Genomic DNA, 23,548 nt, shown 5'->3' with positions numbered 1-23,548 from the left:
TAGGATAAACCAAAATGAAAAAAAAGATAGTCGCAATGATGCTGGCCATCGTGCTGGCATCCGGATGTCTGACTGGATGCCGGGTTGGAAATACAGAATTTGTAATTAACACGAAGGTAATGAGCAGCAAATCGGTATTTACGATAAATAATCATGCGTGCAGTCTGGAAGAAGCCAGACTATACTTATGCAATTATAAAAATCTATACGGTAATGTATATGGCGTCGATTTGTGGGATTATGACTTTGGAGATGAATCCCTTCAGGAGTATGTAAAGGGAGTAACATTATCCGAGTTAAGCCGGATCATGTGTATGGATCTTCTTGCAGAGGAACAGGGGATTGAACTTGATGCAGATGATAAAAAGGTTGTCAAAAAAGCTGCGGAAGAATATTACCAATCTCTTTCCAAAGAAGAGATCAGTTATATGGGGATCAGTCAGAAACACATCGAAGAATATTATACAAACTATGCGCTTGCAGATAAATTATATCGCACGTTAATCAGTGGAGTGGATGAGGAAATCAGCGATGATGAAGCACGTGTGATGCAGGTACAGCAGATTTATGTATCGAATCTGAACAAAGCAGAAGAGGTCGCATCGAAGCTGGCTGCAGGAGAGAACTTTGAAACAGTGGCAGCTGCTTATAATGAGGCATCTGGTATTGAAACAACACTTGCAAGAGGGGAATGTCCAAAGAACGTGGAAGACAAAGCTTTTGGAATGAATAATGGTGAGGTCTCAGACCGGATTGATGTAGATGGCGGTTATTATTTTTTCAGATGTGTGAATAAATTCGATGTTGCGCTGACCGAGGAAAATAAACAGAAGATTTTGACAAACAAAGAGAAAGCACAGTTTGAAGATATGTATAATCAATATGTGGATGAAGCTGTGACAGAGTTGAATGAGAAGATGTGGTCAAAAGTAACGATTGAGGATAGTTCTGCCATCACAACAGATACGTTCTTTGCGGTATATGACAACTGCATGAGTGAGGAGACAGATTAAAATAACGAGGGGGATTTTTTATGGAATGGGAATTTGACATATTATATGGGCTGCAGAAAATCCATAACCCGGTATTGGACTGGTGGATGGCGCATTTGTCAGATCTGGGAAATATCGGTCTTTTCTGGCTGATTGTTGCCGCAGTTATGACGATTTCAAAGAAATATCGCAAATGTGGGATTCAGACGTTTGCAGCAATGCTGCTTACCTTTATTATCGGCAATCTGATCCTTAAGAATCTGGTAGCAAGAGACCGGCCGTGCTGGATCGATCCATCGATCGCGCTGCTTGTGAAAAGTCCATTGGATTATTCATTTCCGTCCGGACATACAATGAACGGATTTACAGCGGCGGTGACTATATTCTGCAATGACAGAAAGCTGGGAATCTGTGCGATTATTCTGGCATCTCTGATCGCTTTTTCAAGATTATATAATTTTGTACATTTCCCAACGGATGTGCTAGTCGGAATGGTAATCGGAATCGGCTCCGCATTGATTGTAAATTATTTAACAAAGCGTTATATACAAAAAAAGCAGAACTCCTGATGGGGCTCTGCTTTTTTTGTTGCGTTTTATGCATTCTCTTTTGTAAGTAATAACATAATGTCGTTGCTTCTTTTTACGAATTTGCTCATGGCATCCACAGAGAGTGGCTGGTTAGAGAGCATTGCAAGATCATAAAGCTGTTCACAGAACATTGGTACATGCTCGGAATCTTTATGCTCAAGGATATATTTTACGAGTTCATTGTTTGCATTTAAGGTCAGTGTCTGGTCGGCAGCAAACATATTCGGATCCATACCACCCATACCATTTGCAGCATACATTCTCATCATATCCTGCATACGGCGTCCTTCTTCGGAAAGTGTGATCACAGATGCGATTCCGTCGTTTTTCAGAGCTTCCACTTTTACAGTGAGCTTGTCATTGTTTAATGTCTTTTTAAACAGATCAGAGAGAGTAGAAGCAGCTTCGGTATAATCAGTTTCCGAATCGGATTTCAGGCTTTCGGTAAGATCTGCATCAATACGCATGAATTTATAATGGTCATTGCGCTGTTCCAACTGAGTGATAAATGAGGTATCAATATTGTGATCTAAGATAACGGCATTCATACCCTGTTCTTTGAATAAATTGATGTATTGTCCCTGCTGGTTGCAGTCAGTTACATAATATACGATCGCGCGGTCGTCTTTTTTCTCTTCTGGAGCAGCATCGCTGCCATCTGCATTGACAACATCAGATTCTGTCTCTTTTGCATCTTCTGGTTCCTCAACTGGTTTTAAGAGTTCCGGAAGTGTCTGATATTTTCCGTTGATATCCTTAAACAGAATATAATCGTTCATCTTATCACAGAATTTCTCATCTTTTAAGCAGCCGTATTTGATGAATGGGCTGATGTCATCCCAGTATTTTTCGTAGCTTTCTTTCTCAGTTTTGCAAAGTCCGATTAGTTTATCAGCAACTTTTTTGGTAATGTATTCAGAAATCTTTTTAACGAATCCGTCGTTCTGAAGTGCACTACGTGAAACGTTCAGAGGAAGATCCGGACAATCAATCACACCTTTTAACAGCATGAGGAATTCAGGAATAACTTCTTTGATGTTATCAGCGATAAATACCTGATTATTGTAAAGCTTGATGGTTCCTTCGATGGAATCGTATTCGGTATTGATCTTCGGAAAATACAGAATTCCTTTTAAATTGAACGGATAATCCATATTCAGGTGGATCCAGAATAACGGCTCTTTGTAATCCATAAATACTTTACGGTAGAAAGCTTTGTATTCATCGTCGGTACACTCACTTGGAGTTTTAGCCCAGAGAGGTTTTGTATCGTTTAACGGTACCGGACGTTTCACGATTTTTAATTTATCTTTTGCAGGAGAAACTTCAACGGTTTCTTTTTCGCCGTTCTCATTTTCTTTCTCTTCTGTTTTGGCTTCTTCGTGAATCTCTTCGATTACTGTGTCGGTATCAAGTTTGTCCTCTTTATCGATGGTTTCATATTCTTCCGGAGCATTTGCTTTGGAAAGATAGATCTCCGTCGGCATGAAAGAGCAGTATTTCTCAATAACCTCGCGTGCGCGGTATTCGTTGGCGAATTCGAGACAGTCTTCATTCAGGAACAGCGTGATCTCAGTTCCGACAGTATTTTTGGTTCCGTCTGTCATGTCAAATTCGGTTCCGCCATCACAGGACCAGTGAACCGGAGTAGCACCTTCTTTATAGGAGAGGGTGTCGATGGTAACAACATCGGCAACCATGAAAGCAGAGTAGAAACCAAGACCAAAGTGTCCGATGATCTGGTCGTCATTTGCTTTATCTTTGTATTTCTCGATGAAATCGGTTGCGCCGGAGAAAGCAATCTGGTTAATGTATTCTTCAACTTCATCTGCAGTCATTCCGAGACCATTGTCGATGAATTTTAAAGTTTTCTCTTCCGGATCCACGATTACCTGGATTTTTGCCTTGTAATCAGAAGGAAGTGTATATTCACCCATCATATCAAGCTTTGCCAGCTTGGTGATCGCATCGCAGCCGTTTGAAATTAACTCACGGTAAAAAATGTCATGGTCAGAATATAACCATTTCTTGATAATCGGGAAAAGATTATCGCTGTCAATTGAAAGATTTCCATGTTTGTTACTCATGTCAACAACTCCTTTAATTATAAATTGAATCAGACATCAGGCACATTCCTGAAACGTATCTGATTTTGAATCATATACTAGAATCAATTGAAATGATATTACCAGTTCTGGGAAAAGTCAATAGAAAATCAGCACTCTTTTTGAATGAGTGCTAACAAAACACGCGGAATCATTGAAAATAAGGCATTTCTGAAATTATGAAAAGTTTATAAACTTGGAAAATATGGACAGCCTTTGTGAAAAATGATACGATATGGCATAAGAAACAAGCTATGAACTAAAGGAGGAACACAATGTTAGAAACAGGAATCAAAGGAAAAAAAGAACTGGTGGTATCACAGGAAAATACCGCGAAAACAATGGGAAGCGGAACGATGGATGTTTTTGCAACACCGGCAATGATCGCACTTATGGAGAATACCGCATACACAAGTGTGGAAAAAGAACTGGAACCTGGAAGCGGTACCGTTGGTACTGCACTCAATGTAAAACATGTGGCAGCAACACCAGTGGGAATGAAAGTTACATGCGAGTCTGAACTGATTAAGATCAATGGACGTGCGCTTACGTTTTCGGTGAAAGCATATGATGAATGTGGACTGATCGGTGAGGGCGAACATGAACGCTTTATTGTTTTCGAGGATAAGTTCCAGGCTAAAGCCGATGCAAAACGTAATGCATAAATAAGGAAGAGACATTCTATTGATAAAATTGCAATAATTTCTCAAAAATGTTATTGACTTCTAACAAGAGTTAGAATATACTAACTTACGGTAGATGAAAACAATTATCAACGTTGCAAATAGAAGTTTGACAGAAAAGAGGTTGTTATGCAGGATTATCGAAGAACACAGATGCAAAAGGAACTGATCATACAAAGACTGAAGGAAGAGGGATGCAGGATTACAAAGCAAAGACAGATGCTTCTTGATATTATTCTTGAGGAAGACTGCTCCTGCTGTAAAGAAATTTATTACCGGGCTTCCAAAAGAGATCCAAAGATTGGAACGGCTACGGTGTACCGCATGATCAACACCTTAGAGGAGATCGGTGCGATCAGCAGAAAGAATATGTATAAGATTGCATGTGGAGAGGAATGTGAAGTGAAGGAAGCCTGCACCATTGAACTTGAAGACGAGTCAGTGGTGGAACTTTCAGCAATCCAGTGGCACCAGATTATTCAGGCAGGACTGGAAAAATGCGGTTATATGCGTGGACAGAAGATCAAAAATGTAGTGGCTATGCCGTGTCAGTGTGCGGAAGCATAGCATTACATATTCCGCTTTTATTTTACAAATTATTTACAAAATGAAGGAAAGACTGGTAAAACTAGGGATAAAGTGCTAAAATAGAACTATGAAAATGAATAATATATAGAGAAAGAAAGGGAAATATTTGTGGGAAAGAAAGAGAAAAAGAAACTAAAAACTCAAACCACCAATAAACTCAATTTTGCCGCTTTTGGAGGGATTAGAGGCAAAATCATTCTGATTAGTACAGTTGCCGTTGCAACAGCACTTATTCTTGGAGTATCCGGAATTACCGCTTTGAATAAGACAAGCCGGAATAACGATATTTTAAAGGAAATCAATCAGGTGAACCTGTCACAGAATGAGAATCAGGCACTGGATACATCATATTGCTATTACCTGGATACAGATTATCTGGACAAGATCGTTGCCAATCTTGGAGACATGGAGAGCGATGCACAGACAGCAAAGAAAAAGGCCGGTCTTTCCTGGTCAAAGGATATTTCCGAGATGGAAGATTCTCTGGGTCAGACAAAGGATAATTACTCACAGATCCTTGACCTGAGCAAACAGAGAGGATTTACGGAAGACGCAGGAAAATACCAGAAATTCCTTGCAGGTGATGAAGAACTGAGTTCTGCATTTGCAGATGTGAAAGATGATAAGTCCTGGATCGATGGAGGATGGGTAAACATCGGGGATGGTGCACAGAATGTACAGGTGGGAGACAGCGCTATGCTGAAAAATACCTATAATACAGCCATTCCAAAAGAAGGAAAAAGATTGTACTTCTATGTGAGAGTTGGTGGAACAGGCGTAGAGTACAATGACAAGATTTATGTCAATAATATCGTATTCCATAAGGGAGATCAGGACCTGAGCATTGATCTGACAAAATTTACAGAGGCAGATCTTTCCGGTTCTTATGGCGAGGCATTAAATGGTCTCAGTCTTGTGCAGTATGATGGAAAAGACAGTGTCTGCCTGGATGGTACTTTTACAGCAGCCAATGCAAAATGGGAAGAAATCGCACTGAAATTCCCAATGGAAGATGTGGAAATGCAGGACTATGACAGCGTAACCTATGATCTTTATGCTTCATCTGCCCCAACTGATTTCCAGATGGCATGTGCATTTTCTGAGAAGTTTGATTTTGCACAGGCATTATCCGATCTGAATACAGAATTTGCAGCATACTGTCGTCTTGTTGTAGAGGGCAAAGACATTGCGGATGAGAGTGATAAAATTTCAGGAATGTTTAAGGACATTACTGATAATCTGGACATTTACGTTACAGACAGTGATCAGAATGCAAACATTGCGAAACTGATCAAAGACAAACAGGACGCATATCAGACAATGTCAGATATGGATAATCAGATTGTTTCACTGAAACAGGATAATACCAAATTATCAAGCACATTAAGTGATGTCACATCCGATTTAAGACAGCGTATCGAAAAGAATACGGATGCTTCAAAAGCACAGCTGGTTGTCGTTATGGCAATCATTCTTGTACTTGGAATGGGCGTAATCATTATGATCACACTTGCAGTAAGCAGATCCATGAATGTCAGCATTGGAAGATTTAAAGATACACTTTCTCAGATGACAGAAGGTAACCTGACAGTAAAAGCTTATGACAAAGGAAAAGATGAGTTTTCTACTTTTGGAGCTCACGTAAATGGATTTCTTGATAAACTGACGGATGTCATGAGGAGTGTACAGGACATTTCTGCAACCGTAAACCAGTCCGGAGAAGAACTTGACCATATGGCAATGCAGAGTAATGAGACATCTGGCGAGATCGGAAAGTCAGTCGAAGAGATCGCGCATGGAGCAACATCACAGGCAAAAGAGATCGATACTGCATCCAGCGAAATTGAGGAAATGGCTACAGCATTCCAAAGTATTGTTGAGAATATTGATGATCTTGGAAAAACATCAGAAGAAATGAAACAGGTAAGCAGCGAATCTGCACGTTTCATGAAAGAATTAAGCGATGCCAATGCAAAGACTTCCACAGCATTTGCACAGGTGGTTCAGCAGACATATACAACAAATGAGTCTGTTCAGAAGATTCGTGAAGCAGCAGAACTGATTACTTCGATTGCCAATAAGACCAATCTGTTATCCTTAAATGCAAGCATTGAGGCTGCAAGAGCAGGAGAAGCAGGAAAAGGATTTGCAGTCGTTGCAACAGAGATCCAGCAGCTGGCAGAACAGTCCAGCTCATCTGCTGACATTATCAAAGAGATTATCGAAGAATTAACAAATGAGGCAGAACGTACGGTTTCTATCGTTGATGAGGTAACTCAGATCGTACAGGAACAGCAGGAAAAACTTGTTGCAACCCAGGAAAAATTCGATGTTCTTGAGAATGGTATTGCAGAGTCGGATCAGAAGACAACAACAATCAAAGAGTGTACCGAGATTTGTGATAATGCACGTAATAAGGTAGAAGAAATTATCGTAAATCTGTCTTCGATTTCCGAAGAAAATGCTGCTTCTACAGAGCAGACAACAGCATCTATGCTGGAATTGAATGAGGTAATCACAAATCTGGCAGACAAGGCAGCACAATTAAAAGAGATGGCTGAGAAGCTTGAAACAGATCTGAAGTTCTTCCGAATTTCATAACTGGGATGCTGACGCTTGAAGGGAGAAAGAGTATATGAATCAGACGGGTACGAATAGTCAGAAAAAGAACAATAGCAGTTCCGTTGTTCACAATCAGTGGAATTCAGAGAAGACCTATCAGGCAAGAACAGACTTTTTGATGTCAGGAGGATCCGATCAGGTTGGTGCGCTTTATATTGATGTAACGCAGGACCAGCTGATCCGGATTCTGTGGGATGGATATGAGCGGAATACCATTGAGACTTCAGAACAGGAAGTTTATCGTTGGCTGGAAGCAAATATCTATCCTTATATTCCTGATCAGGAAAGCAGGGATGAATTTAACAGAGAATTTTCCCGTACCAATCTGATTCAGACGTTTCAGGAAGGAAAACCGCAGCTGCGAACAAAGCATCGTTTTCAAAAAGGAAACCGTATCTGTTGTTACCGCGTGAATGTAAATATGTTCCAGAATCCTGCCAACGGTCATATTGAGGCATGTGCAACATGGGAAGATTATACACGCAAATACGTTGATGAGCAGATTCGGGATATTCTTTATCAGGCAGATTATAAAGCTTTGGGGTTGATTGAACTCGATCAACAGATTTTATATATGAGATCCAATCATTTTGATGAAATGGAACTGGCGGATGACTCCGTGCTTTCTTATAATGAATCTGTACAGGAAATGTGCAGACAGCGTATTTTCGAAAAAGACCGGGAACAGTTTGCACGCTGTACATCGTTGGATTATCTGAGTGACAATATGTCAATGACAGGCGAATTTTCGTTTACCGTACACAATACCGCCCATGAAGTGGAGCGATACACTTATTACTGGTTTGATGAAAAGCGGAGACTGCTTTTATTTGTTGTTGATGATATGACGAAAGCGTCGGAAACAGATGCGCTTACAGGTGCATTAAACCGGGCTGGATTTTCACAGAAGGCAGAAGCGATTATTGAAAACAATCCGGATAAGAGGTTTGCAATCCTATATTTTAATATTCAGCGTTTTAAAGCAATTAATGATCTGTTTGGATATGAAGTGGGAGATGACGTACTGTGTGATGCAATGAATGCGTTGCAGACGTGTTATTTAAAGCCTCTGGTGGTCGGACGTGTAGAGGCGGATCATTTTACACTACTTACAGAAGCTGACAATGTAGAACTGGACAGACTCCCGGAAGTCCTTCATGGAATTCTGTACCGCAATGATATGAGAATTGATATCTATGCAAGATGTGGTATTTATTATATTCCGGAGAACTGCAGTCTCAGCGTGTCAGATATGTGTGACCGTGCAAAGCTTGCAAAAACATATATTGCCAATCAGTATGTCCAGCCATATGCTGTATTTAACGGCGATATGCGAAAAGAGTATGAGCAGCGCAGTATAGCATTGATACAGTTGGAAAATGCATTGAGAAATGATGAATTTCACGTATATTACCAGCCGATTTTTGATGTCTGGACAAGAAAGATCGTTTCTGCAGAGGCACTTGTCAGATGGATATCCAAAGACGACGAGGTAGTTCTTCCGAAGCATTTCATTCCGGCATTAGAGGACAGTGGCCATATAACCAAACTGGATACGCTGGTGAACAGCCGTGTACATGAATTTATGGAGAAACGTTTTCATGAGGGAAAACGGATTGTTCCGGTTGCCGTGAACCTTTCCAGAATGGATCTTATGGATAACAACATCATGGATAAAATACGCCATGATGTAAAAACATCAAAGCTTCCGAAAGAGAATTTCCGTTATGAGATCACAGAGTCTGCATATGCGGAAATCAATGAAACCGGTAATAAATTTCTGACGGAGTTACGAAAGTATGGTGTGAAAATGCTGGTGGATGATTTCGGCAGCGGACTTTCTTCCTTCAGCACAGTACGTGATTTTGAATTCGATATCATTAAACTGGATATGGGATTTGTACATAAGATTGGAAAAAGTAAAAAGAATAATAATATCCTGATTTCGATTATTGAACTGGCGCACAGGCTTGGAATGAAGGTTGTTGCGGAAGGAGTAGAAACCGAAGAACAGATTGAATTCTTAAGAGATTATGGTTGTGATTTTATACAGGGATTTTATTTCTCGAAACCACTTCCACAGGAAGAATTCGAACGGCTTCTTGCATAAAAGAAATCAAACAACAGGGCAGTTGCTTCATGAATATGAGGCAGCTGCTTTTTTTTGCTCTATATTTTAGTACTAAAGACATTGTTAAAAATCTCCAGTTAAATGATTAAAAAACAGACTAAAAACTATAAAATAAAGTAATAATTAACAAAAATAAACAACATAATTAAAGTACAATTGACTTAAATAAACAATGAAAATATAATTAATTTAACTCGAATAAAAAAGTGTCGGAAAGGGGGGAGGGCACTAAGATACGAGGAGATTCAGAAAGGGTTAAAGGAAATGAGAAGGATTAATAAACAGATTGTAGCAATCGTTATGGCGGCTGCGATGATGGGATCGCTGACACCGCCGGGAGGATTACCGTTTACACAGGAAACGGTAATGGCTGCAGAACAGAACACGATTTATGAGAGCAGTGCGGCAAAACAAACAGATGAGATTGATTTCTCTGCGCTGTCAGAAGAAGACTGGGCGAATGGGAAAGCATCATTTACATATGACTATACAAATGGTCAGAATGTATCCGTTTTGGCAGATTTTAAGCTGAAGGGAAGGGTATCGATCGATGAAACTGCGTACCAGACACTTGCCCAAGATGGAAATCATATAAAGCTTCAGGGTGTTGTAAAGCTTGGAAGTGACTGGACGTATACAACAGGCGATTCATGGCCTTATCTCGACAGAAATGCATTCCAGAAGGGTGAAGATGGAAAATACTATGCAGATACAGAAGTAGAATTTAAAGACAAGACCCCGGATCAGCTCATGGAGATTGATTATGAGATCGTGGGTGTTGGATTTAAGGGCACACTGACATTTGACAATGTGTCTGTGGAGAACGTTGAGAAGGACACACCGGAACTCGAAGAAAAAGAGCCAACTGTGCTTTCTGATTTTGAAGAAGAGGCACAGATGAATAACTGGTCGGGCGAGACCGGGTATCAGTATTGGCATGGTGGAGATGCCAATGCGCAGCCGGATCTTTTGTATGATGCAGAAAATAAGCAGTTAAAGGTAAATCTTGATTACACTGCAAACAGTTCAGAAGGATGGAGCGAGGCAAAGGTAAAATATACTGCACCTGATGCAGGCGTGGATGTTTCCCAGTATAATCAGGTCAGCATTGATCTGATCTATCCGGAAAGCGGATCGAACATCAGTAAGCTGAAGTTCTTTTCCGATGGGATTATTAATAAGGATACAGAAATTGATACTTCAAATGCTGAGAAGCTTTCAAATGGTTATCAGAAAGTGACGGTAACCATGGGATTTTCGCCATCGAAAGCACCATTAAAGGAGCTGGCAATCGGAATTATCGGGTCAAACAGCAATTTTAAAGGTGATGTGTATCTGGATAATCTGACTTTATCACAGATGGATGAGACTGCTGATTATGTAAAAATAACAGAATCTGTAAATCCGGATGGAACCCAGGCAGACATCACAAAGGCAGCAAAAACGGTAACCATTGCAGATGAGAATGCGGATGACAGTGCAAAGGCACTTGCTTCTTATCTGAATGGGCTTTCCGCAAGCGGACAGGTTCTGTTCGGACATCAGAATGATGTTTCCAAATCGGTCAATCCTTCGGCAGAGCTTGGGGATGTATATGACATAACCGGTTCTGTCAGTGGTGTATTTGGAATTGATACGCTTGCACTTGCAGGTTCTGAAGCCGGAGGAACAAGTTCTGCGGATGCACTGGAAAAATCAGTTGCATACAGTAAGAAAGCTGCAGAGAATGGTGCATTGATCACATTGTCCACACATATGCCGAATTTTACAAGTGATAAGATCAAAAAGAATTCGGATGGCTCTTATGACTTCCATGAATGTGACTTTGCTGAGGCAAAAGATCTCAGTAACGACAGTGTGAAAAAGATTCTCACAGGCGGAGAGTACAATGAGGTGTTTAATGCATATCTGGATATTATTGCAGACTATGCCAACCAGCTGGGAGAGGACGGTATCCCGGTTATCTTCCGTCCGCTTCATGAGAATACCGGTTCCTGGTTCTGGTGGGGATCTTCGAACTCTGTAGAAAGCTATAAGAGTCTGTACCGTTATACCAGAGATTATCTGGAAGCAAAAGGCGTGCACAATATGCTTTATGTATATTCGCCAAATGGTCCGCTTACCTCAAAAGATGAATATCTGACCAGATATCCGGGAGATGAGTATGTCGATATTCTGGCATTTGATTATTATGATGATTACAATAGTTACCCTGCAGAACCGGATGATTCTTATTTCACACATCTGAATGAAACCTGTAAAGTTGTTTCTTCCATTGCAGAGAAAAGAAATAAGATTGCAGCAATCTCCGAGTGCGGAGTTCGTGTAATGAAAGCAAACGGCTCCGATAATGAGGGACTTCTTGTAAAAGGTAATCCGGTCGCATCTGGTAAGTCCGGATCGAACTGGTATCAGAGTGTCAGCAATATTGCAAAAGAGAATCACATGCCATATTATCTGGTATGGGCAAACTTTGGAGATACCAATTTCTATGTGCCATATAAATACAATTCCGAATATGGTCAGGAAATGATCAATGATTTTATCAGCTATTATAATGATTCTACTTCTGTATTTGGAGATGGAACGAATTTTTATCAGAATGTGAAGACGCTGGCAGATCAGGTAACGGTTCATAATTTTACCAATGTATACGGCTATATGACAGCTCCGTTTGATCTGGACACACTTTTAACAGATACTGTTTTATCGGCAAATGTGAAAAATGCTTCCAAGGTAAGCTTTGTGATCCGTGATACCGCAACAGGAAAACAGATCGAGCTGGAAGCAGCCTCACAGGATAGCGAAAATAGTGTTTCAAAACTTTACACGGCAAAGCTTACAACCGCGGATATGGAGCGTGTTGGAAAGACGGATGTTGCACAGATTTCTTTGAAGGCGGATGGTCAGATTTTATCGACAGTTGAAAATATCAGTCTGGGAAAAGAAAAAGAAAAAGCACCTAAAAATGTCGTAGAGGACTTTGACTATTATTCTGGAAGTGACGGACTTTTAGATGCAGGTTATACTGCGAATTCAGCAGCTGGATGTGAATCTTCCTTTACATTGGATGCTGACCATAAAGTAAATGGCACATATGGAGGCGCATTCCATTACAAATTAAAAACAGATGGAAAAGAAGTATGGACAGGACGAATTAAAACCGAATTGTCCAATCATGATTTCTCTGCTTATAATGCACTTCAGATGTGGGTGCAGCCGGACGGAAATGGACAGAAGCTTGTTGTACAGTTAACGGATGGCTCCGGCGAAGAATTTGAAGTTTACCTCACAAACTTTGTGAAAGGCACAAAAGCACAGTTTGTAACAGTTCCATTCAGTGCATTTAAAGGAAAACAGGGTGGTACGTTAGATACATCGAATATTACCAAGTTCGCGATCTGGTGTAATTCCTATCCGGCCGGAACAGGTGTGAACATTGATTCTACGATCTATTTTGATGCAATCCGTGCTGTAACGATTACGGATGAACAGATTGCTATGAAAAATGAGGATCAGCTGATTCTTACGGACAATGCAATCGGAACTCCGGCGATTACAGAAACTACACCGGATCCGACACCAACGCCAGATCCAACACCGAAGCCAGATCCAGTTCCGACTCCAGACCCGGCACCAACACCGACACCAGAATCTGGAAAAACACCGGGAACAGGAGAGAGTAAGGGAGCAGAAAGTACATCTTCTGAGACTGCAGGACCTGGAGAGGAAACGGTAAGTTTTGAAAAACAGCTGCTTGCAGATATCGAGGCAGCCGCTTCCGGGGATGTGGTAACGAAAACAGTTCCAGACGGGGAAGTCGTATCCCGTGCTGTTTTAGTAAAAGCAAAGGAAAAAGGAATCCGGTTGATTTTAGAATCAAAAGCCGGCATATCAGTCAGATGGGCATTTGACAGAATTGATACAGAAATGGATTTTAATCCAATGGTAAAGACAGGCGTGGAAATAAAGGGAGTAAAAGACCTGTTAAAGAAGGCATCACTCCCGGATAAAATGAAATATATCACGGTTTCCTTTGCGCATAACGGAGCGCTTCCAGGAACAGCGAAGGTGACACTTTCTCTTGCAGAGGCAGGATTTGCAGATCATGCAACATTGTATTTATATTATTACAATGCAGAAAAAGGATATTTTGAATATGTGGATGCATCTACAATTGAAGGCGGACAGGTGACTTTTTCCATGACACATTGTTCGGACTATATTGTGACAGATACAAAACTTCCGGCTGGAATTACCGATCAGAAGGCAAAGACAACTCCGGATACAGGAGATCATGCTCCAATCAGCTTCTGGTGTTTCTGCGGAATCGCAGGCATGGCAGCAATCAGCTGTACCAGACGGAAAAAAGGAGAAACGGAAAATAATAATTAATCCGGAAAATATAAAAACCCCGGCAGTCAAAATGGCTGTCGGGGTTTTGGCGTTGTATCAGACCGTTTAAAGCATTCAGGATGCATGATTTTGTACAAGTTCAAGAAATCTCTGGTGAATGCGAAGGTCATCATCCAGTTCCGGATGGAAGGACATTGCCAGCTGATTCTCATATTGTACGGCAACAATATGGGAATCGACAACAGAAAGTACATCGACGGAATCATCAACGGATGAAACATATGGGGCACGGATGAATGTCATTGGAATATCACCGAGTCCTTTGCATTCGGATATCGTATGAAAGCTTCCAAGCTGCCGTCCGTAGGCGTTACGTTTTACAGAGATCGGAAGTGTTCCAAAGTAATGGTGTGTGTCGTTGTCGAGCGAAGAGGCAAGAAGAATCATGCCGGCACAGGTCGCAAGAACCGGCATACCATCTAAAAGCTGTGCATGGATCTTATCAAACATACCCAGTTCTTTTAATAATTTGCCCTGAACCGTGCTTTCGCCACCGGGAAAGATCAGCCCGTCATAGGGAGTATCCAGATCTTCTGCTTTGCGAAGTTCAATGTATGGAATATTTAACTGTTCCAAAACTTTTTCATGTTCGGCAAAAGCCCCTTGTACCGCAAGAATTCCAATTCGCATTAGATGCCCCTTTCTGCCATGATCAGAGAGATTTCCTGCTCATTGATTCCAACCATAGCTTCGCCGAGATCTTCGGATAATTTTGCAATCATATCGGCATCGGTATAGTTGGTTACGGATTTTACGATGGCATTTGCACGTTTTTCCGGGTTTCCGGATTTGAAGATACCGGAGCCTACAAAGACACCTTCGGCACCAAGCTGCATCATCAGTGCGGCATCAGCAGGGGTAGCAACACCGCCGGCAGCAAAGTTTACAACCGGGAGACGCCCGTTGGAGTGAACATATGAAACAAGCTCATAAGGAACCTGAAGCTGTTTGGCTGCCTCAAATAATTCATCTTCGCGCATGCTTGTAAGACGTGCGATTTCGCTGTTCATTTTTCGCATATGGCGGACTGCCTGGATAATATCTCCGGTTCCAGGTTCTCCTTTGGTACGGATCATCGAAGCCCCTTCGTTGATTCTGCGGAGTGCTTCGCCAAGATCTTTGGCACCACAGACGAAAGGAACTTTAAAGTTTCGTTTGTTGATATGGTATACATCATCGGCTGGAGATAATACTTCACTTTCATCGATATAGTCGATCTCGATGCTCTCAAGGATCTGCGCTTCAACGAAGTGACCGATTCGGCATTTGGCCATGACCGGGATGGATACAGCATCCTGAATTCCACGGATCATTTTTGGATCGCTCATTCTTGATACACCACCGGCGGCACGGATATCTGCAGGGATGCGTTCAAGAGCCATAACAGCACAGGCACCGGCTGCTTCTGCGATTTTGGCCTGTTCCGGAGTGGTAACATCCATGATGACACCGCCTTTTAACATCTGTGCGAGCTGTTTGTTTAACTGGTATCTTTCTGTATTTTCCATAAATAGGTTTCCTCCTTTAAATCCTGCGGGATTTTCTTTACTTTTGATATGGCTATGATTATAATGAATGTGTGACCTTGGATAAATGGTCAAAATAAATATATTCAGTAATACCAGATTTGGAGATTAAAAAGAAATGTTAACGTACAGTTTTGAAAATATAGGGTCAGATTCTCTATATGAATATTTATATAAATGTATCAGGGATGATATTGTAACGGGGAATCTGCTGGCAGGTACAAAGCTTCCATCGAAGCGTACATTTGCAAAAAATCTGGGTATAAGTGTCATTACGGTAGAAGGCGCTTATGAACAGCTGAGGGCAGAAGGATATATTTATTCAGTTGTAAAAAAGGGATTTTACGTTTCGGATCTGAAATATGCACTTTCAGGTCTTGATGTGTCAGGAGAAAGAAAAAAGACAAAATCTGTAAAAACAAAGAGAACCGAAAAAATGACACAGGGGTATCTTGCAGATTTTTCCAGCAATCAGACGGACAGTGACATTTTCCCTTTTACCATATGGACGAAGACAATCCGGGAGGTGCTCAGTGACAGCAGAATCGAACTGATGACAAATTCACCGTGCGGGGGAATCCGGGAACTTCGTGAATCGATTGCGGTTTATTTGAAGGATTTTCGCGGTATGGACGTAAAACCGGAACAGATCATTGTCGGAGCCGGAACAGAATATCTGTATGGTCTTTTGATCCAGCTGCTTGGAAACAGAAGAGTCTATGCGGTAGAGAATCCTGGATATCTTAAGATTGCAAAAGTCTACGAGAGTATGAAAGTGGCATGCAGGTATATTGATATGGACGCTGAAGGGATTTCGGTGGAAAAACTGGAACAGGAAGGCGCTGATATTGTACACATTTCACCATCCCATCACTTCCCGACCGGAATTGTCATGCCGATCAGCAGAAGATATGAGCTTCTTGGATGGGCTGCCAAAAAACAGGAGCGCTATATTATCGAGGATGACTATGACAGTGAACTGCGGCTGACGGGAAAGCCGATTCCGACGCTTCAGAGTATTGACGTAGCGGGAAAGGTGATCTATATGAATACTTTTTCCAAGACGCTTGCATCCACTGTGCGAATCAGTTATATGGTACTGCCGCAGTCGCTGACCAGAGAATTTTATGAGCAGCTTTCGTTTTATTCCTGTACAGTTTCAAACTTTGAGCAGTATACGCTGGCAAGGTTTATCGAAAATGGAAGTTTTGAAAAGCACATTAACCGGTTGCGGAATTATTATCAGAATAAAAGGGATCAGATTCTCCAGGCTTTCCAGCAAAGCAGTCTTGGAAAGCTGATCTCGATATCTGGAGAAGAGACCGGAATCCATTTTCTGATGCATATTATGACCGGCAAAAAAGAGTCGGAGATCGTCCAGCTGGCAAAAACAAGAGGAATCCGCATGGTTCCGGTGTCTGATTATTACCATGCGGGGACAAGGAAAGTATTGGAAGACAACACGTTTGTTATGAACTATGCTTCAATCGATCTGGAGCACATTGACCGGATCGTTGCCATATTATACGAGATCATTACAAAGTAAACAGGGGGGGAATGCGTTCTTTTTTTCCGTCGCCAGAGCCAAAGGCTTTGATATGTGTGACGCTGTTGTCCAGAATTCTCAGGGAGCTTGCTGCGCCACAGATCGAATATCATCAGTGGACTTCGCAATCTGATTCTTGCGATATTTGCACCTTTCCCTCCACTTTCCGGTCCATTATGGGTTGGTATGACGGTATCGGTTGCCGTCCGTTATAAAGAGGGAAAAGAAGCAATGAAATCGCTGATGGGTGGAATGGCTTCTTTCCGCCTTGCTACATTTATCAGTGTGATCATTGTTCCGGTGGTTTCCTTTATGAATCCGGTAGTCCCGGTAGGATCCGGAATCACATTGCTGTTCCAGGCTTATGTATGTGCAAGGATTGGTATGGAGTATTGTAAGAGTGCGACGGACAAGAGTATTGCAGCAATCATGGCAGCAGTACTTGCGTTTAAAGGATCTGCATGGGCGCTGATCGTTGGTTTTGGTCTGAACCTGCTGATGTCAAATTACGATTCCATGATCGCAAAACGTGAAGCAAAGAAAGAAGAAAATTAGAAAATATAATGTCTGCGGACAGGGTGTGATTTTTGGGATCACACCCTGTTTTTACATATACAGAGCTTTATAAATAAACTTAATGATACATAGTCTCACTAACACCTCTTGACGCGAAATGACAAATTAGGTATTATAAACACAAGTTAGAAATAACTAACCACACGAATTAAGGAGATCATATGTGTCAGGAAGTTTTTGAAATTGTGAAAGGAATGGATCGAAAGAGCATTGAGACCCAGCTGGCATTACAGTGTGCCCCACTGATTACCGGTATAAAAATTTCGAACCTTTTGATTATTCCTGCTGAAAATGAGAAAGTCCTGCGAGCTGTGCTTATGCATACCGGCATTTGTTTCTACCGCCTGTTGAAATTAGAAGATCGGATTACCTTCCTTCTTTTTCGAAGAAACCTGCTGGAAGAGTACATAAACAGAACAGATATCCGTAATTTTTTTCAAAGAGAAGGATATAAAGAGTTCGGACTTGGATACATTTTGAGAACATTTCAGATTCGCTATCATTCATATATGACCAGAGAACAGACATTTCCTCATGAGATGGGATTGCTTTTGGGTTATCCCATCGAGGATGTTCGTGGTTTTATTGATCACGCAGGTGAACAATATCTGTATTCCGGCTACTGGAAAGTGTATCAGGATGTGGAAGCAAAAAAACGCCTTTTTGAGCAGTATGAGACTGCAAAAGAGACACTGATACAACTGCTTGCATCCGGAATTCATATGGAAGAGATTATCAGACATTATTATGGGAACGATCTGTTAAAAAAAGCTGTGTAATGTTGTATATCAAACGGAAAATTCCCAGTGATAAGGTATGATATAAATGAAGATCATTGGAAAGGAGATCATCACAGGATGAGTAAAGTGAGTGTTGTATATTGGTCACAGTCAGGAAATACACAGGCAATGGCGGAAGCTGTTGGTGCTGGAATTACTGCAGCGGGACAGGAAGCAGACGTCATCGACGTAAGCAGCGCTTCAATTGACGAACTGAAAAATGAAAAAGCCTTCGCACTTGGCTGCCCGGCAATGGGCGCAGAAGTTCTCGAAGAAGGCGAGATGGAGCCTTTTGTAACTGAATTAGAGGCGCTTATGTTTCAGGCAAGACCATTGCTCTGTTTGGCTCTTATGGATGGGGCGACGGACAGTGGATGAGAGACTGGGTAGACCGCATGAGCAGTGCGGGCGCAACCGTATTAAACGGAGAAGGTCTGATCTGCAATGAAACACCGGATAGCGATGTATTGGCTGATTGCGAAAACTTAGGTAAGCAGCTTGCAGCAAATGCATAAATAAAGTTTGATAACGTTCGCTTTAAAACGTTATGCCATAGTTAAATCCTTAAATAAATAAAGTGTAAATCAAAAGAAACCCTGGTCGCCATACCAGGGCTTCTTGCTATGTATTAGTTGTGCTGTCCGGATTCAAGTTCTTTTTTCAGGTTTTTCTGTGCAGTAGAAAGCATCAGCTTGATTCGGTTCAGCTGGTTAACTTCGGATGCACCTGGATCATAGTCAATCGCAACAATATTGGCAGTTGGATATTCATGGCGCAGTTCTTTGATAACACCCTTACCAACAATGTGGTTTGGCAGACATGCAAATGGCTGTGCGCAGATAATATTGGTTGCTCCCTGGTGGATGAGTTCGATCATTTCACCGGTCAGGAACCAGCCTTCACCAGTCTGGTTTCCGATGGAAACAATATGTTTGGCGGATTCTGCGGTATCCTGGATGTAGGCAGTCGGTTCAAAATGTTTACTCTTTGCAAGTTCATCACGTGCATCTTTTCTAAGCCATTCAAAGAATTTGATTAACAGATTATTTATGCGTTTCGCTTTCTTGGAATCACCAAGATAATCTGTTTTAAAGTTCTGGTTGTAACAGCAGTAGAGCAGGAAGTCTGTAAGATCCGGAACGACTGCTTCCGCTCCCTCGGATTCCAAAAGGTCAACAACGTAGTTGTTTGCTACCGGATGGAATTTAACGAGGATCTCACCGACAACACCGACACGAGGCTTTTTGATATCGAGCATTGGCAGATTGTCAAAGTCACGGATGATCTCACGGCACATCTTACGGTAAGTTCTGTGAGAAAGAATTTTATCCTGTGAGACAAATTCAATTACTTTCTTTTTCCATTTTTCGTGCAGTGCATTGGCAGATCCTGGTACTGCTTCGTATGGTCTTACGCGGTACAGACAACGCATGAAGATATCTCCGAATTCAAGTGCATAAAGTCCATGCTGGATCAGCTTTGGCGTGAAGGTGAATCCAGGGTTTTTCTCAAGTCCTACCATATTGATCGAGATAACCGGAACATCCGGATATCCGGCCTTAATCAGGGCACGGCGGATAAAACCGATGTAGTTTGTCGCACGGCATCCGCCACCTGTCTGGGAGATCAGGATTGCTGTTTTATTCATATCATATTTACCGGACATGACAGCAGCCATAATCTGACCGACAACGATCAGGGAAGGGTAGCAGGCATCGTTATTTACGTATTTTAATCCGACGTCCACACATTCTCTTGCCGGGATATCCGGGATGGATAAATGATAACCGGCAGCCTGGAAAGCAGGAAGAAGAAGTTCAAAGTGGATTGGAGACATCTGTGGACAGATGATCGTATATCCTGCTTTTTTCATTTCTTCTGTGAATATTACACGCTCATAATTCGAAGGTTTGATCGTGCGTTTTTCGTGTTTCTTTTCTCTGACACGGATGGCAGAAAGAAGAGAACGTATACGGATTCTTGCAGCACCAAGGTTGTTGACTTCATCAATCTTCAGGCAGGTATAGATTTTGCCGGAACCGGATAAAATATCATTTACGCAATCGGTTGTAACAGCATCCAGACCACATCCGAAGGAATTTAACTGGATGAGGTCAAGATCATCTCTTGTTTTTACAAAGTTTGCTGCCGCATAAAGGCGTGAATGGTACATCCACTGATCCATAACGATAAGAGGACGTTCTACATTACCTAAATGTGATACAGAATCTTCGGTCAGAACACAGATTCCATAGGAATTGATCAGTTCCGGAATACCGTGGTTGATTTCCGGGTCAACATGGTATGGACGGCCTGCAAGCACGATACCACGTTTTCCAGTCTCTTCCATATATTTTAAGACTTCTTCCCCTTTCTGGCGGACTTCCAGACGTACGACTTCAAGCTCTTTCCATGCATCGGATACTGCATTGCGGATTTCACTTTCCGGAATGCCGAATTCTTTTGTGAAACATGCCACAAGCTGTTGGGAGAGTGTTTCTTCGTTTGTAAAAGCCATAAATGGATTCAGGAAACGCATCTGTCCGGAGGTGATCTCATCCACATTATTTTTGATGTTCTCAGAGTATGAGGTAACGATCGGACAGTTGTAATGGTTGTTTGCATCCGGGAATTCCTTGCGTTCATATGGAATTGCCGGATAGAAAATAAAATCTACATTCTGATGGATGAGCCAGGAAACATGACCATGTGCAAGTTTGGCCGGATAACATTCCGATTCACTTGGAATGGACTCGATTCCGAGTTCATAAATTTTACGAGTGGACTGTGGTGAGAGTACGAAACGGAATCCAAGTTTTGTAAAGAATGTAGCCCAGAATGGGAAGTTCTCGTACATATTCAGTACTCTTGGAAGACCAACGGTTCCACGTTTTGCCTCTTCTTTGGAAAGCGGTTTATAGTCAAAAATACGCTTGTTTTTATATTCAAACAGGTTTGGAATGTTTTCTTTATTTTTTTCTTTTCCAAGACCGCGTTCACAACGGTTTCCGGTGATGTACTGTCTGTTGTCAGAGAATTTGTTGATCGTGAGCAGACAGTGGTTGGTACATCCCTGACATCTTGCAAGTTTGGTTTCATAGGTCAGCTGATTGATCTGATCAATGGTAAGCATTGTTGTCTGATAGCCTTCCTCATGACGTTCTCTTGCAATCAGAGCACAACCGAATGCACCCATGATTCCGGCAATGTCCGGACGGGTAGCGTGTACACCGGCAATTTTTTCAAAGCTTCGCAAAACCGCATCGTTATAGAAAGTTCCACCCTGGACAACGATATTTTCACCAAGATCCTTCGCATCGGATAATTTGATTACCTTATATAATGCATTTTTAATTACAGAATATGCAAGACCTGCGGAAATATCGGAAACGGTTGCTCCTTCCTTCTGTGCCTGTTTAACTTTGGAGTTCATAAATACGGTGCATCGTGTTCCGAGGTCGATCGGGTTTTTTGCAAATAATGCTTCTTTTGCAAAGTCCTGAACAGAGAAATTCAATGATTTTGCAAACGTTTCGATAAAGGAACCACAGCCGGAAGAGCATGCTTCGTTTAACTGTACAGAGTCAACGGTGTGATTTTTGATCTTGATACATTTCATATCCTGACCACCGATGTCTAAGATACAGTCTACCTTAGGGTCAAAGAATGCAGCCGCATAATAATGTGCAACCGTCTCAACTTCTCCTTCATCCAGCATTAAAGCTGCTTTTAACAAAGCTTCTCCGTAGCCGGTAGAGCAGGAATGTACAATATGAGCCTTCTCTGGAAGAAGGGAGTAGATTTCCTGGATAGAACGGATCGCAGTTGCAAGCGGGCTTCCGTTGTTGTTGCTGTAAAACGAATATAAAAGGTCGCCGGACTCACTGACCAGTGCGATTTTGGTTGTGGTAGAACCGGCATCAATTCCAAGGTAACAGTTACCTTCGTAGGTGGAAAGATCTGCAGTTTTTACATGGTTATTCTGATGCCGTCTGGTAAATTCATCATAAGCAGCCTGATCGGCAAAAAGAGGTTCCATACGGGCAACTTCGAATTCCATATGTATATCGGAAGAAAGCTTGTTCACAAGATCAGAAAGTGTTGTGACATGATCTTCCTTATAATTCAAGGCAGAACCAATTGCTGCAAACAGGTGGGAATTCTCAGGGGTGATCGCATGCTCGTCGTCCAGATTCAAAGTGCGGATAAATGCGGCTTTTAACTGGTCGAGGAAATGCAGAGGTCCTCCAAGAAATGCGACATGGCCACGGATTGGTTTACCACAGGCAAGTCCACTGATTGTCTGATTTACAACTGCCTGGAAAATGGAGGCAGATAAATCTTCGCGGGTTGCGCCTTCGTTGATCAGTGGCTGGATATCTGTTTTGGCAAATACACCACAGCGGGCTGCAATCGGATAGATCGCTTTATAGTTTTTGGCATATTCGTTCAGACCGGTTGCGTCTGTCTGAATCAGGGATGCCATCTGATCGATAAAGGAACCGGTTCCACCGGCACAGATTCCGTTCATACGCTGTTCTACATTGCCACCTTCAAAATAGATGATCTTTGCATCTTCGCCACCAAGCTCGATGGCAACATCTGTCTGCGGAGCATAATGCTGTAATGCGGTAGATACGGAAATTACCTCCTGAACAAATGGAACATTCAGATGCTTGGCAAGGGTCAATCCACCAGATCCGGTGATCATTGGTGCAACTTTACGATCGCCGAGTGCATCAAAGGCTTTTTGTAAAAGGGAAGAAAGAGTTTCCCTGATATTGGCAAAGTGACGTTCGTAATCGGAAAAAAGCAGTTCGTCTTTATCATCCAGTACTGCAACTTTTACGGTTGTTGAACCAATGTCAATACCCAATTTGTGTAACGTATTGTTTTCCATATTATCCTCCGTTGTACTTCCTGGAAAGTACTTGTATCGTAATAGTATCTTTTATGCTTTTCTACTTATTATATGTTATAAGCAAACTCCTTAC

The 23,548-nt window shown here is 41.8% G+C and carries 14 protein-coding genes and 1 pseudogene; 11 read left to right on the top strand and 4 right to left on the bottom strand.

Annotated features, from left to right (window positions below):
- Nucleotides 1-14: 14 nt before the first annotated feature.
- Complete coding sequence (locus FYJ75_RS07515) at nt 15-1,013, top strand: peptidylprolyl isomerase (protein WP_154429842.1); 999 nt, start codon at nt 15-17, stop codon at nt 1,011-1,013.
- Nucleotides 1,014-1,033: 20 nt separating this feature from the next.
- Complete coding sequence (locus FYJ75_RS07510; RefSeq protein WP_154429841.1) at nt 1,034-1,561, top strand: phosphatase PAP2 family protein; 528 nt, start codon at nt 1,034-1,036, stop codon at nt 1,559-1,561.
- A gap of 26 nt (nt 1,562-1,587) precedes the next feature.
- On the opposite strand, the gene htpG is transcribed toward FYJ75_RS07510, so the two are convergent.
- Nucleotides 1,588-3,669 carry a molecular chaperone HtpG gene (gene htpG / locus FYJ75_RS07505; RefSeq protein ID WP_154429840.1) on the bottom strand — a complete coding sequence of 694 codons (2,082 nt, stop codon included), beginning with the start codon at nt 3,667-3,669 and terminating at the stop codon, nt 1,588-1,590.
- 293 nt (nt 3,670-3,962) lie between these two features.
- On the opposite strand from htpG, the gene FYJ75_RS07500 reads away from it, so the two are divergent.
- The 5 genes from FYJ75_RS07500 (at nt 3,963) to FYJ75_RS07480 (ending at nt 14,106) form a co-directional block, all read left to right on the top strand.
- Nucleotides 3,963-4,352 (top strand): thioesterase family protein, encoded by a 390-nt coding sequence (locus FYJ75_RS07500; protein ID WP_154429839.1) that lies wholly within the window; start codon nt 3,963-3,965, stop codon nt 4,350-4,352.
- Between the two features lie 147 nt (nt 4,353-4,499).
- Nucleotides 4,500-4,937, top strand: a complete 438-nt coding sequence (locus tag FYJ75_RS07495; protein ID WP_154429838.1) for a transcriptional repressor — start codon at nt 4,500-4,502, stop codon at nt 4,935-4,937.
- Nucleotides 4,938-5,066: 129 nt separating this feature from the next.
- Nucleotides 5,067-7,559: a methyl-accepting chemotaxis protein gene (locus FYJ75_RS14650; RefSeq protein WP_154429837.1), complete on the top strand. Its 2,493-nt coding sequence runs from the start codon at nt 5,067-5,069 to the stop codon at nt 7,557-7,559.
- A 34-nt stretch (nt 7,560-7,593) separates the two neighbouring features.
- Nucleotides 7,594-9,690, top strand: a complete 2,097-nt coding sequence (locus FYJ75_RS07485) for a putative bifunctional diguanylate cyclase/phosphodiesterase (protein ID WP_154429836.1) — start codon at nt 7,594-7,596, stop codon at nt 9,688-9,690.
- Between the two features lie 285 nt (nt 9,691-9,975).
- Nucleotides 9,976-14,106: a glycosyl hydrolase gene (locus FYJ75_RS07480; protein WP_154429835.1), complete on the top strand. Its 4,131-nt coding sequence runs from the start codon at nt 9,976-9,978 to the stop codon at nt 14,104-14,106.
- A gap of 75 nt (nt 14,107-14,181) precedes the next feature.
- Here the strand turns inward: FYJ75_RS07480 and pdxT are convergent, their stop codons facing one another.
- Nucleotides 14,182-14,757: a pyridoxal 5'-phosphate synthase glutaminase subunit PdxT gene (gene pdxT, locus FYJ75_RS07475; protein ID WP_154429834.1), complete on the bottom strand. Its 576-nt coding sequence runs from the start codon at nt 14,755-14,757 to the stop codon at nt 14,182-14,184.
- Nucleotides 14,757-15,635: a pyridoxal 5'-phosphate synthase lyase subunit PdxS gene (gene pdxS, locus FYJ75_RS07470; RefSeq protein ID WP_154429833.1), complete on the bottom strand. Its 879-nt coding sequence runs from the start codon at nt 15,633-15,635 to the stop codon at nt 14,757-14,759. Before pdxS ends, pdxT begins: the two co-directional genes overlap by 1 nt.
- A 136-nt stretch (nt 15,636-15,771) precedes the next feature.
- Here pdxS and pdxR point away from each other — a divergent pair, with 136 nt between their 5' ends.
- The 4 genes and pseudogenes from pdxR to FYJ75_RS07450 all read left to right on the top strand — a co-directional run bounded on the left by pdxR (nt 15,772) and on the right by FYJ75_RS07450 (nt 19,069).
- Nucleotides 15,772-17,199, top strand: coding sequence for a MocR-like pyridoxine biosynthesis transcription factor PdxR (pdxR, locus tag FYJ75_RS07465; RefSeq protein WP_154429832.1), 1,428 nt, complete (start codon nt 15,772-15,774; stop codon nt 17,197-17,199).
- Between the two features lie 87 nt (nt 17,200-17,286).
- Entirely contained in the window at nt 17,287-17,754 is a 468-nt protein-coding gene (locus tag FYJ75_RS07460; protein ID WP_235907030.1) for a hypothetical protein, read from the top strand.
- A gap of 182 nt (nt 17,755-17,936) precedes the next feature.
- Nucleotides 17,937-18,554 carry a DUF3793 family protein gene (locus FYJ75_RS07455; protein ID WP_154429831.1) on the top strand — a complete coding sequence of 206 codons (618 nt, stop codon included), beginning with the start codon at nt 17,937-17,939 and terminating at the stop codon, nt 18,552-18,554.
- Between the two features lie 78 nt (nt 18,555-18,632).
- A pseudogene (locus FYJ75_RS07450) lies at nt 18,633-19,069 on the top strand (flavodoxin).
- A gap of 113 nt (nt 19,070-19,182) precedes the next feature.
- Here FYJ75_RS07450 and FYJ75_RS07445 read toward each other — a convergent pair.
- Nucleotides 19,183-23,454, bottom strand: a complete 4,272-nt coding sequence (locus tag FYJ75_RS07445) for a 2-hydroxyacyl-CoA dehydratase (protein ID WP_154429830.1) — start codon at nt 23,452-23,454, stop codon at nt 19,183-19,185.
- Nucleotides 23,455-23,548 lie beyond the last annotated feature (94 nt).

The organism is Roseburia porci, assembly GCF_009695765.1.
In the GTDB taxonomy this organism is placed as follows: domain Bacteria; phylum Bacillota; class Clostridia; order Lachnospirales; family Lachnospiraceae; genus Roseburia; species Roseburia porci.
This window is presented reverse-complemented; position numbering and strand designations above follow the sequence as displayed.

Excerpts from the sequence above, each read along its gene's own strand:
- FYJ75_RS07515 (WP_154429842.1), top strand. The coding sequence starts at position 15 with ATGAAAAAAAAGATAGTCGCAATGATGCTGGCCATCGTGCTGGCATCC.
- FYJ75_RS07510 (WP_154429841.1), top strand. The coding sequence starts at position 1,034 with ATGGAATGGGAATTTGACATATTATATGGGCTGCAGAAAATCCATAAC.
- htpG (WP_154429840.1), bottom strand. The coding sequence starts at position 3,669 with ATGAGTAACAAACATGGAAATCTTTCAATTGACAGCGATAATCTTTTC.
- FYJ75_RS07500 (WP_154429839.1), top strand. The coding sequence starts at position 3,963 with ATGTTAGAAACAGGAATCAAAGGAAAAAAAGAACTGGTGGTATCACAG.
- FYJ75_RS07495 (WP_154429838.1), top strand. The coding sequence starts at position 4,500 with ATGCAGGATTATCGAAGAACACAGATGCAAAAGGAACTGATCATACAA.
- FYJ75_RS07485 (WP_154429836.1), top strand. The coding sequence starts at position 7,594 with ATGAATCAGACGGGTACGAATAGTCAGAAAAAGAACAATAGCAGTTCC.
- FYJ75_RS07480 (WP_154429835.1), top strand. The coding sequence starts at position 9,976 with ATGAGAAGGATTAATAAACAGATTGTAGCAATCGTTATGGCGGCTGCG.
- pdxT (WP_154429834.1), bottom strand. The coding sequence starts at position 14,757 with ATGCGAATTGGAATTCTTGCGGTACAAGGGGCTTTTGCCGAACATGAA.
- pdxS (WP_154429833.1), bottom strand. The coding sequence starts at position 15,635 with ATGGAAAATACAGAAAGATACCAGTTAAACAAACAGCTCGCACAGATG.
- pdxR (WP_154429832.1), top strand. The coding sequence starts at position 15,772 with ATGTTAACGTACAGTTTTGAAAATATAGGGTCAGATTCTCTATATGAA.
- FYJ75_RS07455 (WP_154429831.1), top strand. The coding sequence starts at position 17,937 with ATGTGTCAGGAAGTTTTTGAAATTGTGAAAGGAATGGATCGAAAGAGC.
- FYJ75_RS07445 (WP_154429830.1), bottom strand. The coding sequence starts at position 23,454 with ATGGAAAACAATACGTTACACAAATTGGGTATTGACATTGGTTCAACA.